Source organism: Hoyosella subflava DQS3-9A1 (assembly GCF_000214175.1).
GTDB lineage: Bacteria > Actinomycetota > Actinomycetes > Mycobacteriales > Mycobacteriaceae > Hoyosella > Hoyosella subflava.
Map to the genome: position 1 here is coordinate 2228782 of NC_015564.1, position 12657 is coordinate 2241438.

Below are 12657 nucleotides of genomic sequence, written 5' to 3' on the forward strand. Positions count from 1 at the left end.
TTCAAGCGTCGCCTTAGTCGGCGCGGGCAGCAAGTATCTCCAGGCCCTTCCGGTGAGGACCTAAGGCCCCGCTGCGGGTGCCTGCAGGCTCTGATGCTCGGATCCTGGTCCGGCGACACTGGAGGTGAAGCCGCGGAAGGAGGAGAGATGGGCGCACCGGCGCGAGAATCGAGCATCGACCTTTACTGGATTCCGCTTGGAGCGGGGGGACGAGTCGTGCGCTGGAATGGACGACTCTACGAGGCGATCTCCTCGCGATGCAGCGGCAGGCCCGCTGCGGCCCTTTATCACTCCGCGCTCATCGTGGGTGACCGGAGCCACAGCTACACGATCGAGATGGCCCCAGTGTGGAACTTAAAGGCCACGCAGCGGGGAGTTGTTCGCGTCGGTCCTGTGGGTGCGCGCTGGCTGGGACGGTTCCGACTGTTCCGTTACGAGGTTCGCTGCTGGCAGGGTGGTTTCATTCCGGACATCGCCGAGGCGGTTGACAGCCCGCAGCGCGTGAGTAGCGACGAGGGCCGTGTGAGGCGGGTAATGACGCTCGTTCGTTCGGCCCCGCCGCTGACGTGGGGCCGGGATGAGTTGCGCGTAGGCGACATGTGGAACTCGAATTCACTTGTCTCATGGCTACTTGCGTGCAGTGGTCACGACATGGCGGCCGTCACGCCACCCGGTGGCGGTCGAGCACCGGGCTGGGATGCCGGTCTTGCCCTGGCGGAGCGCGGGGATCAGACAACAACGCAGGCGAGATTAGATCACGTAGACGTGTGACCGGTCGTGTCCGCGACGAGCGCCGCAGCCACGTCCCGAAGCTTCTCGTTGGTCGCCTGAGATATTTCCCGGAGGATCTCAAAAGCCTCATCTGGTGAGCAACGGCGCTGCCCCATCAAAACGCCTTTGGCCTGTTCGATCACAGCGCGAGCCGCTTGAGCTTCGCGCAGCTGATGGTTCTCCTGGGCGAGGGCCCGATACGTTTCGCGGTAACGGGGCAGAGCACGACCTGCCGAGCCGATCCGACGCAGAACGTGCCACCAGTGGTCCTCGTCAGCGTCCGCAGCGGCCAGCGTGTCAGCGAGCGACGCCAAAGCCGCATCGAGGGCTGTGATGTCTTCGCTGTGCTGAACCACGCCGATCACGGAGCCGCCGCTGTCGAATATTGGCTGATGGTTCAGTGTCCAGACTTTCGGGATGAAAGCGCCGTGCTTGGCGGGATCGGGGATGTCGTAACGCTGCACCCAGAGGGTTTCTGGCTGACGGCAGCGCAGTACGCGTTCGAACGATCGTGCGACTCGGTCGACTTGCTCCTCAGTGCTGTTCGGGTTATCCGGAAAAAGGTCGAAAAGAGCCTGATTAAGCAGTTCGCCGCGGGGACGCCGAGTCGCCTCCGCGTAAGCTCCGTTAAGGCCCCGGACACGAAAGTCCCGGTCAATCAGCAAACACGCGGTCGACGCGTTCATCGCGGACAATTTGCCTTCAGCACACTGGAAAAACGAGTTTTCAGACCGAGTCTGTGCCGAATTGCCAGCCAATGCGCATCCTTCCGGTCGACGGTTGGTGTATCCCGAACTCCCAGTTTATCGGGATCCCGTTCGCTGGACGCGGCTTACCATGTACGGACTTCCACGAGATCATGCTGAACGCGGAGCTGCTGCCACGTGGCGCGATGGCGTCCATCGGCACTGCAATAGACGGCCCCCACGGCAGGAACCCACGTACGCATCAGGTCGTCCCGCACGACTGGGCAGTCACTAGGCTCCGGTGCAGTACATAGCGGCGCGGCGAGCCAGACGCGGGTGGTGTTGACTGCTGGGCGTTCGACGGTAGTCATGGCGATTGGTCCTCCTGCTGGACACACCTCTGGACGGACGGGTGCAGAATCCGTGTTTGGGGTGCGTAATGTCTGATGCGTGCAGGTCAATCGTCACGCGGATCAAACACCGAGAACGTCTCATATTCCGACACAACGCGTGTCAGGCCGTAATGCCGAATTCTTTGATCTTTCGATAGATCGTGGCACGCGAGAAGCCCAGAGCTGCAGCTGCGGCTTTCTTGTTCCCATGGTTCTCTTCGAGGCTACGGACGATCGCGTCGCGTTCGAGTGCTTCGATCTGGGTGAGCGCGTGACGGCTGACAACGCGGCACGTCGGCGGCAGTTGATGGACGTCGGCGATTCCGGAACGCTGTCGCTGAACTACGTCGCGCAGCACTTGCCGCAACTCTCGCACATTGCCGGGCCATGAGTATTTTCGCAACTGCTGCATGGCGGCTGGAGAAAGCGTCAAGTCCGAGCCGCGGCTGAGTTGACGAAGGAAATGGGGGACGAGATCAGCAAGATCCTCGATACGGTGCCGAAGCGCTGGCACGCTGATTGTGCGGCTGAAGAATGGCAAGATCAGTGCTCCCACCGCGGCTTCTTGCCTGGCACAGCCAAGGGTCGCACCGACCCACCCATTGTCTTCGTGTCCCTGCAATAGGGCAGCGACCACGGCCAGTTGGGCGTCACTGAGCGTGTCGATATCGCGCAGGATAAGAGTGAAGTTCTCGCGGGCCAGCACCTGCTCGAGTTCGTGGCTGAGCTGCGAGACGTCCGCGAAGTCCTCCGGGGCGAGAACTCGCGGGTGCGAACCTGCCCGATGCTGAGCGACAGAGACCCTGAGCGCTTCACACCGGCCGGTACCGGGCTCTCCCGCAACCACGACCCATTGTCGGTCGCGCACGCAGTGGGAAATCTCCCCGCAGCTGCGCCTCCACGAGGCACTCGTCCCTGCAAGCCCCGGCAAGAGAGGCGCCGACTCCAGAGCAGGCATCAGGTGCGTCACAGAAAAGTCGTTGAGGTGGACGTGAAACAACGCCATATCGAGCCGCAGCTCCGGCGCGAAATTGTCGATCCGCGTGAGACGCCCGGTCTGCCCGCTGGGGAGCGCGCAGATAACGTTGGTGCCTGTCGGCACGTGCGTAGCGTCGAGGGCGTGTTCGAGCAGCGCAGCCTGATCCTCGGCATCAAGGGCGACGCGCAGGCGACGATTCATCAGAACGACCTCATCACCGACAGCGAGCGTGCCTATCTGTGGTGCGCGGCGGCATGCACTCAGATAGGTGTTGAGCAGCTCCGTCTCCGCAGCACTTGCCTGTGCAAGTAGTCGGCCCTCGATCTGATTCGTCGCCGATCGTGCAAGCGTGGCGAGTAGTGGTCCGCCGTCATCGACCCACCCGGTCAGATCGAGGACGCCGGCGAGGGCACCTGAAATCGGGTGGATTATCGGAACACCCGCGCACGCGAGGTGGCCGAGGCAGTCAGCATAATGTTCGGCGCCCACTACCAGAGTCGGTTGCCGGGTCTCAATGGCGGTGCCGATGCCGTTGGTGCCGATGTACTCTTCGGCGTAGCTGTACCCGGGCGCGAGATGTACGTTGTCGAGGGCACTATCGAGACGTCGGCTGGCGGTGATCCGGTTGAGTACAACGCCGTCGGCTGAGGTGAGAATAACGCTCACCGGTTCCTCCGCCAGGCCATCGGCGAGTTGCTGCAGGACGGGCCCCGCAGCCCTCATGAGCGGGCTGTCAAGCTTCGGTTCACGGACGAATACCAAGTCGAGACGATCGGCGGGGACGCTGAGGGCCTTCGAGCGCCGCCATGACGTCGAGATCGCCGCCCGTACGGTGCGGTCGAGCTCGTCATCCGCGAGAAAACGCTCCCGCGCTACCTGCACGTCCTTCGTTGTCATCTTCTGCGCCTGCCGTGTCCGTCTCGCCGCATATGCCTCTCCTGCGAAGTTCGGCGATCTGTAGACAGCGTAGTCCTCCGGGGTTCAGGCTGCGTCTCAAAATGAGACTCAGAGTGAACGGCCTGGGTTGAGGATTCCCCGAGGATCGAAGACTGACTTGATCCCAGTCATCAGCTGGTGTTCCGCTGCGCCCACCATTTGGGTGAGGTAGCGCCGTTTGAGGAGACCAACCCCGTGCTCACCCGTGATCGAGCCGCCGAGTTGCAGACAGTGGGCAACCATCTCATCGAACGCGTTGTGAGCACGCAGCACCATCTCCTCATCCCGAGGATCGAACACAATTGTCGGATGCAGGTTTCCATCGGCGGCGTGACCGAACGTGCCGATCAGAAGGTTATGCCGATTGGCGACGTGCGCAATTGCTTCGAGCATGTGTGTGAGCTGCGGTACAGGCACCACGAGATCATCCAATAGTGTGCTGCCAAGTTGCTCGAGCGCAGTCAGAGCCACCCGCCGCGCTCGCATCAGGGCTTCGCCTTCCTCCGCATCGCTGGTTACATACAGTTCTGTGGCATGTGAGTCGCTGCACGCCTGAGCGCAGCATTTCACCTCCTCGGTTGCGCCAGCCCCGTCGCACTGGACCAGCAGTAGAGCGCCAGCGGACTCATCGAGCCCCATCTTCGTCATCCGGTTGACGGCGGCGATGGTTGTTCGATCCATGAGTTCGGCAAGACACGGGTCAGCGACCGACTGCATCCTCATCACGGCGCAGACCGCGTCAGCCGAGTCCCGGAAGCTCGCGACGAGGGTGGTCACCCCCTCCGGCTTGCGCCGAAGCCGCAAAGTGGCCTCGACAATTACCGCAAGCGTTCCTTCCGAACCGACGAGCAGTTGAGTGAGATTGAGGCCGGCAGAGTTCTTCCGTGTGCTGGCACCCGTGTGGATCATTTGGCCGTCCGGGAGCACTGCTTTGATGCGCGCGACATGATCAGCGGTGACGCCATATTTCGCGCAGCACGCACCCCCTGCGTTCGTGGCGAGGTTGCCGCCGATTGTTGAGATGTCACGGCTGCCCGGATCAGGGACATACCAGAGTCCACACGCCGTCGCCGCCGAAGCGAGGTCACCGTTGATGACGCCGGCCTCGACCGAAGCTGTGCGCCCGTACTCGTCAATCTCCAGGATCCGGTTCATCCGTTCGAGACTTAGGATGATGCACCCGTCGACCGCGTTAGCTCCGCCCGCGAGCCCGGTGCCAGCCCCACGAGTGACCACCGGAACGCTGTATCTATGAGCAGCCTGCAGGGTGGCGACGACATCACTCACGTCGCGGGCGCGAACCACCGCTGCGGGTGTGCCGAAGGTTGTGAGGTGCGAGTGATCGCGCCGGTAACCCACTGACAGAACGGGATCCGTTACCACGACACCACCGAGCGATGCTGTTAGTTCCCGGACCGTGCCCGCAGCGGCCTGGCTCATACGACCTCGAGTTCGCCCATCCGGGACCACTCGGTGCCGGGAACTTCAGTGTGGATGATCCGGGGAGTTTCGCTCAGCGCTGGCCGCATCGCATCGAGGCCCCGACGGAAGTGGTCGGCATTGACGTGCTCCGCACCAGCCTGCCCGTCGAGGAACGCCTCGACGAGCACGAATTCCGCTGGGTCGTCCACACTGCGCGACCACTCGTACCACAGATTCCCTGGTTCAGAGCGCGTGGCTGCAGTGAACTCTTTTGTGATATCCAGCCAGCTGTCCTGGAATTCAGGCCTGACTTTGAACCGCACCACGATGAAGATCATCACGTATCTCGATTCTGCGTGTTAGTAGATATTCGACGGACGGACCATGCCCTCAGCGAGATCACCGAAACCCGGAGCCATAATCGCACCGGGGTTGCCGATGATCTCTTCGACGATCGCGGTTTCGGTGGTGATAAGCAGCGCTGCGATCGATGCCGCGCTTTCCAGCGCAGCGCGCGTTACCTTCAACGGGTCTATGACTCCCTCATCGAACATATCGCCATACTCACCAGTCAGCGCATTGAAGCCGTGCCCGAGTGGCAAATCCGGGACGACACTTGCGACTTCATCACCGTCGTAACCCGCGTTGTTCGCGATCCACCGGATGGGTTCGGTCAGCGACCGGCGCACGATTTCGCTGCCAATCGCTTCGTCGCCAGTCAACTCGAGTCCGGAAGTTGCGCGGTGTGATTGGGCCAGAGCGGTGCCACCACCAGACACGATCCCAGCCTCCTGGGCAGCTCGGGTAGCAGCGAGGGCATCTTCGACGCGAAGCATGCGCTCCTTCAACTCAACACTGGTCGCGCCGCCAACGCGAATGAGGGCGACACTCCCGCTCAACCGAGCGATGCGGGCCTGCAAACTGTCCTGATCCGCCTCGATCTTCGCTCTCTCCAACTGGGCTTCGAGTTGTCCGATCCGAGCGTCGAGCAGCCTCGGGTCACCGTGACCGCCAACGATCGTCGTCGAGTTCTCCGTGACGGTTATCCTGTCGCACGAACCGAGATGTTCGATGGTCACCTCGGAGAGTTCAACACCGGTGTCCTTTGCGACGACGTGTCCGCCGAGCGCAACCGCAAGATCTTGGAGGTCAGCGACACGGCGGTGCCCGAAGCCAGGAGCCCGCACGACAACGGACTGCATGGTGTTGTGCATGTTGCCACCGACCAGCAACTGCAGGGCGGGGCCATCGACATCCTCCGCGAGGACAACAAGTGGGCGTTCGGCGCGCTTCGCGACCTCGATCGCTGGCATAATCTCCTGAACCTTGGTCACCTTCTTGTTGGTGAGCAGGATCACGGGGTTGTCATGGACTGCTTCCATGCGTTCTTGGTCAGTCACCATGTATCCAGAAATGTAACCATGATCGAATTCGATGCCATCCACAACATCGACAGAAATCCCGAGCACATCGCTCTCTTCGGTTGTGACGACACCCGATCTCCCCACATAGTTGACAGCCGTCGCTATGGCCTCGCCGATCGCCTCGTCATCGCTGGCGGCAAGGGCGGCGATACGCTGCAGATCCTCCTTGCCAACGATGTCCACGGCCTGCGCACGAAGTGATTCGACGATGACAGAAACGGCCCGCTCGATGCCGCGCCGCACGCGCATGGGGTTCGCGCCGGATTCGACCGCGGCGAGACCTTCACGCACCATCGCCTGCGCGAGGACAGTTGCGGTAGTAGTGCCGTCACCGACAACACCGTTGGTTTTCATCGCAACCTCTTTGACCAGCTGGGCACCCATGTTCGCGAACGGGTCACGCAACTGGATTTCCCGCGCGATGGTCACACCGTCGTTCGTGATGGTCGGTGGGCCCGTTAGTTTTTCGAGGACCGCGTTGCGGCCTTTGGGGCCGAGGGTCACCTTGACCGCGTCGGCGAGGGCATTGACGCCGTACTCGAGACGCAGACGTGCGTCCTTGTTGTACCGCAGCTCCTTTGCCATGGCATTTCCTCTCATAGTTAAGTGATGTGTGGCGGGTGTTATGGAACGAGAATCGCGCGGCCCCGGACTAGTCCAGCGTCGAGATCGTCTAGCGCAGTCTGAAACTCGTCGAGTTTGTACTTCGTGGTGTGCAAGGTGACTTTCCCCTGGGCTGCGAGCACCATAAGTTCTTGCAGGTCGTTGTAAGAACCCACGAGATTGCCGATGAAGTTGATTTCGGTGGAGATGATGTCGATCGTCGGGACGTCGATGTTCTCGCCGTATCCGACGACGAAGTAGTTTCCGGCGCGACGCAGCATCGCCACGCCCTCGCGGGTGGCACCGCCCTCGCCGACGAAATCGACCACGGCTTCAGCTCCATGACCGCGCGTCAGTTCCAGCACCTGCTCCACCTGTGTGCCATCGGCGACGATCCCGAAGTCTGCGCCGATCTTCAAAGCCAGGTCGACGGCCGCGGGGTTGCGGTCGAGAACGACGATCGTTGCCCCGGAAATCGCCTTCAGCACCTGGATCCCGATATGGCCGAGACCTCCAGCCCCGATGACGACGCACACGTCGCCGGGCCGGGTTGTCCGGGCAACCTTCGCGATCGCGTGGTAGGCCGTCAGTCCTGCATCCGCGAGCGCGGCAACATCAGCGGGCGCGAGTCCGTCATCGATCCGGACCACGCTGCGCGCAGTAGTTCGGATGTATTCTGCGTATCCGCCGTTCGTGTCGATTCCGGGAAAACTGCTGTTCTGGCAGTGCACGTCGTCGCCGAATCGGCAGGCGCGGCACAGCCCGCAGGTGATCAACGGGTGCAGGATCACCTTGTCACCCTCGGAAACATTCGTGACTGCACTGCCGATGGCGTGCACCCATCCCGCATTCTCATGACCGATCGTGTAGGGAAGTGCGACACCGGTTTTTTCTTCCCATTGGCCTTCAAGAATGTGAAGATCCGTCCGGCACACCCCTGCTCCGCCGATCTTCACGATTACGTCGAACGGGCTCTCGACCTTGGGTACGGGAATGTCGTTGAGCTGGAGTTTCGTGTGGTAACCCACAACTTGTACGGCCTTCATGCCGGCCTCCTGGTTGTCCTGATGTCGAGTATTTGGGGTGTGTTGGTATTCCCGCCGTCGGAGTAGCGCGTCGCAAGTAGCCCGCGACAGAAATGGGCGTTGCCTTCCATTGAGATGCGTACTGACTTGGCGCACCGGAGTCGGGTCGGGACTGCCTCGGGGGAGAGCGGACGACCAGCGTCGTCGACAACGACCCGCGACGACGGACAGATACTGAGTCCAATATCAACGCGCCGTCTCAGCAGCGCCGTTTTCTGCTTTCCTGCGGGCAGATCGCGAAGAGTCAGTCGATGAATTTCATCTAGCCGCATGCCCGTTCGCTTCACCTGGGCCTCGACGCACCGTTCCATCGCCGCCGTGTGAGCTTTGCGGAGAAAAGTACGGCGCAACTCCGCAAGGCTCTCCTCCGCTTCCTCCCCGAACGTTCCCCGATAGCCTGCGTTTGCCGCGAGACCAGCGTTGATCTTTTGGCTGTCATGGTGGTCGTCGAGGAGTACGTCCACACTGCCGATGTTGTCGACCATCCGCAGGGCATCCTGCGCGTCAGAGGCCATGAGGTAGGCGAAGTTCGGAGAACAAAACGCGGTGGGGAGCCGAAGATGAACGATTACGCCGTGGTCGTCGAACGTGATGGACCGGACGAAGCCCAGCTCGGTGATCGGCTCATCGAGCTCCGGGTCCGAAACGGTACTGAGCGCTGCGATGATGTCGTCTGCTTTGCATACGGCTGGCGCGGTCATAGCGACGCGGCCTCTCGCGCTCCAGCCGCAACCTCCACCCTGTCGTGCCCGGCTGTTTCACGTGTCGCGAACTCGGCTGGTATTTCGAGATCGTAAAGCGCTGCCGCATTGAGCCCGAGTATCTTTTTCTTCTGTTCCGCCGTGATCGGCGGATACTCGGTCATGTCTTCGGGAATCTGGAAGTCCACGAACTTCTCGATGAGCCATTTCGGCGTCCATAGCGCGTAGTCGCTGCCGAAAAGGATCTTGTCCTCGCCGATCCAGTAGAGAAGTTCGCCCATGATCTGCGCGAAGTATCGTGGCCGCGAATGAATGAATGGCATCGCGACAGCCAAGCCGCCGTACACGTTAGATTCCTGTGTCGCTATCCAGCAGAAATCTTCGAGACGGGGGAGACCCACGTGTTCGACGATGAACCGCAGTTCTAGATAGTCCGTAGCGACCTTGTCGACATCCGCGACGTCGAACGAATCACGGTCAAGTGGACGGATTGTGGGGCCTTTGTGAACATGAATGTTGGTGATCCCCAGCTTGATACACTCTTCCAGGTAGCGCCGCGACCACGTCTCGTCGAGTTTGTATCCCCGTGAGCTGCCGAACCACTCCGCGGTATAGAGCTTGACGCCCTTCAGATTCATCCGCTCGGCGTCCCGCCGGAGCTGCTCGAGTCCCTTCTCGCCGTGGCGAGGATCGTACGCGTGGTTGTAAGTCAGCTTGTCAGGATGCTCCTGAGTGAGTCCGAACGCCTCTTCGGTCTGGCCGAACCCGTTGTGGTAGAACTCGCTAAGCAGCGTGGCTTGAAAGATCGCGTGATCGACATGGCCGTCTACGAAGACGTCCTTCATGAATCGCTCGCTGCCGTAGTAGGCGTAGCTGTCGAAATCCCACACGTACTCTTCAGGACTCAGGTTCTGGTGGTAGTCATAGAAGCAGTCAATGAACTGCTGTCCGTGGATGTTGCGCTGATTCGACTTGCGGCCGTCCCAGATGTGGACGTGGCCATCGACGATGAAGTATTTTTCGCCGTCCTTCTCGTACATAACAGACTCCTGTTGCTTGGGTAGTTGGGCACAGCGACGTTTAGCCGTAACCGAATCCCTGTGTCAGTGCGCGGTGAGGTCGAAACCGATGTACTCCGCGGCGTCCTCGGGGCTTGCGAAGAGCATCGTCTTGTCGTCGAGGTGCACCATGCGCCCGTAGTGGGTGGAGCTGATCTCCTCGAAGATCGAGCCATCAAACTCGGAGCCGAGCGCATCGGTGAGTTCTTCGTAGTCGAACTCCAGCAGCCTTACGCCGTCAACGCGGATCATGGAGGGATACTCCGTCAGCTGTACGTCTTTCTTGGCGCCCATGACGTCAGCCACAACGCGTCCGATAGGGGTATTCATCAGGGTGACACCACACATGTTGGAGAACTCTGTGGCTGAACCGAATTGCATGCTCACTTGTCCAACTCCTTAGGGAGGTCGAGGCCGATTTCCTCGAGAAGAGAACTGAACTTCGCGTGTGCGGCTTCGAGGCTTGACGCGAATGTCACTGCCTTGTCGGCGGGCTGCGACCAGATCGGTTGCAGTGCCTGGGCAGCGTTGAGGCAGCGCGGCACCCACGTATTCAGCCAATCGGCGAAAAGGGATTTATTGCTTTCGCCGTACTCCTCATCCCGAACAAGCAGGCGGAACAGGTTCCTGGTGTAGGTGACATCGCGGTCGTAATCATGCTCACCCGTACCGACGAGGGTGGGCGTGATGTAGTCGCCGTTGCGGGCAGCGATCTGCATGACCAGTTCGGTACGGAAGAGGGACCCGACCAGCTGCTCGAACACAATGTTCGTCGCGAACAGCAGCTCACACCAGTCAGGTACGGCCGTAAGACGTTCCACGACCTCGCGGGTTGGCTGCCATTCGGGTGCCGACTGCCACACCTCCTTGTGCAGCGCGCCGTCGAAATCCGCTGTGGCCTCAGAAAGGTCCAGATTGAACAGCGCCAGATCCTGAGCGAAGCGCATCTTGTGCGCGGCGTTCACCGCGACGGCGGTATTGATCATGTTCGTCGGACAAGACCGCTGAATGGACGTGAAGACGTGCAGCGCCAAACCGTTCTCGGCGTGCATCCACGCCCCCAGATTGCGGGCGATGAACGTTAGCCACGGCGTGTTCCAGCCGTCGTAGACGCGGGCGCGTTTGGCGTTGGACAGGCACAACTCGACCTGGTGCACGACCTTGGAGTTGTTGCGATAGATCGTCTGGTCCCACTCCTCGTTCGGGTCGAGGAACGCGTGCCAATTCGACGATTTCGCGGCTGTCCACTCCTGCGGGTACCCACCGGGCCCGTCACCGAAGCCATAGATCCAGCCCTGAGTCAGATGACGGTCGGGGTCGGGCTGGACATCGACGGTGACGTCCTCATACGTCGTCGACCGCTTCTTGGCCGGCGTGTAATAGGTGAATGATCGGCTGCGAGAGCTGGGGAACTCAAGCGCCCCGGCCTCTGAGTCAGTGAATTCGATCGTGGGGAAGCTACGGTGCTTTTTCCCGGTAGTTGCGGTCATCTCTTCTCTCAGTTCTTGTCGGTGGAGGAGGGCTCTGGATTACGTCAATTTCCGTGGCGACTATTCGAACGCGGGGCTGGTGAACTTGTCGTAGAAGATCTGGTCGTGCGGGGTGTTGTTGGCCTCGAGCAGTTCCAGGGCGGCATCGACCATCGGCGGCGGACCACACAGGTACACCTCGGTTCTGGCGAGTTCAGTTTCGGATCGGCCGACAACGTCGGTGACGTTTCCGTCCTCCACCGTGATCTCGCCGAGGGGAGGCGGATCCATCGACTCCGAAAGGCAGGCCACAAAAGTGAAGTCCGTCAATCCTTTTCCGAGTTCGAGAATCTCATCGACGTAGAACAGGTCCTGCGGGGTGCGAGCGCCGTAGTAGAAGCGCACCCGCCTTGTGTTGTCTGTTTCGTTCATGTGCCGGAGTAACGACAGAAGCGGAGCCATACCTGCGCCGCCGCCAATGAAGACCATCGGCAGGACGTGGCCTTCCTTAAGGGTGAATGATCCGTACGGGCCGGTGAGGGCAATTTCGTCACCGACCGTGATCCCGTCGTCGAGCAGCCCGGCGAATTTGCCGCCAGGGTACTTCTTGATGAGGAACTCGACCTGCTCAGGCGTCGATTGTGTCGTCGCCATAGAGAACGAGCGGTGGTCCTCAGTCCCGGGGATCTTCAAGTCGGAGTACTGGCCGGGTTTGAACACATATGTTGTCGGTTCGACGGGCTGCAACCGTAGCGAGACAATGTCTTTGGTCACGGACTCGATTGCGGCAACCTTTGTGCGCACTTCCTGGATGGGGACGCCGCTGAGAAGTTCATCCTCGTCGAAGTTGAGCAGTTCGATTGTGCAGTCGCTGTACGCTGTCGCACGGCAGAGCAGTACATGGCCTTCGTCGACCTCGGATTCATTACAAGCGAACGTCGAATAGTTCTCCATGTCGATATCACCGTCGAGGACGAATGACTTGCAGGCCGAGCACCGCCCTTCGCGGCAGCCGTGCATCAGGTGGATACCCTGTCGGAATGCGGCATCGAGGATGTATTCGTCTTCACCGACTTCCATCTCGATGTCGACGGGCTCGAAGTTGATACGGTGCTTGTCGGCCATGGGCCT

The 12657-nt window shown here is 60.8% G+C and carries 13 protein-coding genes; 1 reads left to right on the plus strand and 12 read right to left on the minus strand.

The genetic code is table 11. The features are described from left to right. Positions 1-147: 147 nt before the first annotated feature. The gene (locus AS9A_RS10395; RefSeq protein ID WP_148262441.1) at positions 148-771 is read left to right on the plus strand and encodes a hypothetical protein; all 624 of its coding nucleotides are present in this window, start codon (positions 148-150) and stop codon (positions 769-771) included. Here the strand turns inward: AS9A_RS10395 and AS9A_RS24600 are convergent. From AS9A_RS24600 to AS9A_RS10455, 12 genes are all read right to left on the minus strand, one after another. Further along, on the minus strand, positions 756-1457 hold the full coding sequence (locus AS9A_RS24600; RefSeq protein ID WP_013806945.1) for an ANTAR domain-containing protein: 702 nt from the start codon (positions 1455-1457) through the stop codon (positions 756-758). The genes AS9A_RS10395 and AS9A_RS24600 overlap by 16 nt on opposite strands. A gap of 146 nt (positions 1458-1603) precedes the next feature. Beyond that, positions 1604-1828 carry a hypothetical protein gene (locus tag AS9A_RS23260; RefSeq protein ID WP_013806946.1) on the minus strand — a complete coding sequence of 75 codons (225 nt, stop codon included), beginning with the start codon at positions 1826-1828 and terminating at the stop codon, positions 1604-1606. A 142-nt stretch (positions 1829-1970) separates the two neighbouring features. Then, positions 1971-3725 carry a sigma-54-dependent Fis family transcriptional regulator gene (locus tag AS9A_RS10410; protein ID WP_013806947.1) on the minus strand — a complete coding sequence of 585 codons (1755 nt, stop codon included), beginning with the start codon at positions 3723-3725 and terminating at the stop codon, positions 1971-1973. A gap of 108 nt (positions 3726-3833) precedes the next feature. Further along, positions 3834-5204 (minus strand): FAD-binding oxidoreductase, encoded by a 1371-nt coding sequence (locus tag AS9A_RS10415; protein WP_013806948.1) that lies wholly within the window; start codon positions 5202-5204, stop codon positions 3834-3836. Then, positions 5201-5524, minus strand: a complete 324-nt coding sequence (locus tag AS9A_RS10420) for a putative quinol monooxygenase (protein ID WP_041451018.1) — start codon at positions 5522-5524, stop codon at positions 5201-5203. Before AS9A_RS10420 ends, AS9A_RS10415 begins: the two co-directional genes overlap by 4 nt. 21 nt (positions 5525-5545) lie before the next feature. Further along, on the minus strand, positions 5546-7195 hold the full coding sequence (gene groL, locus AS9A_RS10425) for a chaperonin GroEL (protein ID WP_013806950.1): 1650 nt from the start codon (positions 7193-7195) through the stop codon (positions 5546-5548). Positions 7196-7233: 38 nt separating this feature from the next. Continuing rightward, positions 7234-8259, minus strand: a complete 1026-nt coding sequence (locus AS9A_RS10430) for an NAD(P)-dependent alcohol dehydrogenase (protein ID WP_013806951.1) — start codon at positions 8257-8259, stop codon at positions 7234-7236. Then, the gene (locus AS9A_RS10435; protein WP_013806952.1) at positions 8256-8999 is read right to left on the minus strand and encodes an iron-sulfur cluster assembly protein; all 744 of its coding nucleotides are present in this window, start codon (positions 8997-8999) and stop codon (positions 8256-8258) included. Before AS9A_RS10435 ends, AS9A_RS10430 begins: the two co-directional genes overlap by 4 nt. Further along, entirely contained in the window at positions 8996-10039 is a 1044-nt protein-coding gene (locus AS9A_RS10440) for an amidohydrolase family protein (protein ID WP_013806953.1), read from the minus strand. Before AS9A_RS10440 ends, AS9A_RS10435 begins: the two co-directional genes overlap by 4 nt. Before the next feature lie 63 nt (positions 10040-10102). Then, the gene (gene mimD / locus AS9A_RS10445) at positions 10103-10444 is read right to left on the minus strand and encodes a propane 2-monooxygenase effector subunit MimD (RefSeq protein ID WP_013806954.1); all 342 of its coding nucleotides are present in this window, start codon (positions 10442-10444) and stop codon (positions 10103-10105) included. Then, positions 10441-11547 (minus strand): aromatic/alkene monooxygenase hydroxylase subunit beta, encoded by a 1107-nt coding sequence (locus tag AS9A_RS10450; protein WP_013806955.1) that lies wholly within the window; start codon positions 11545-11547, stop codon positions 10441-10443. Before AS9A_RS10450 ends, mimD begins: the two co-directional genes overlap by 4 nt. Positions 11548-11607: 60 nt before the next feature. Continuing rightward, positions 11608-12651, minus strand: a complete 1044-nt coding sequence (locus AS9A_RS10455) for an FAD-binding oxidoreductase (RefSeq protein ID WP_013806956.1) — start codon at positions 12649-12651, stop codon at positions 11608-11610. Positions 12652-12657: the final 6 nt, after the last annotated feature.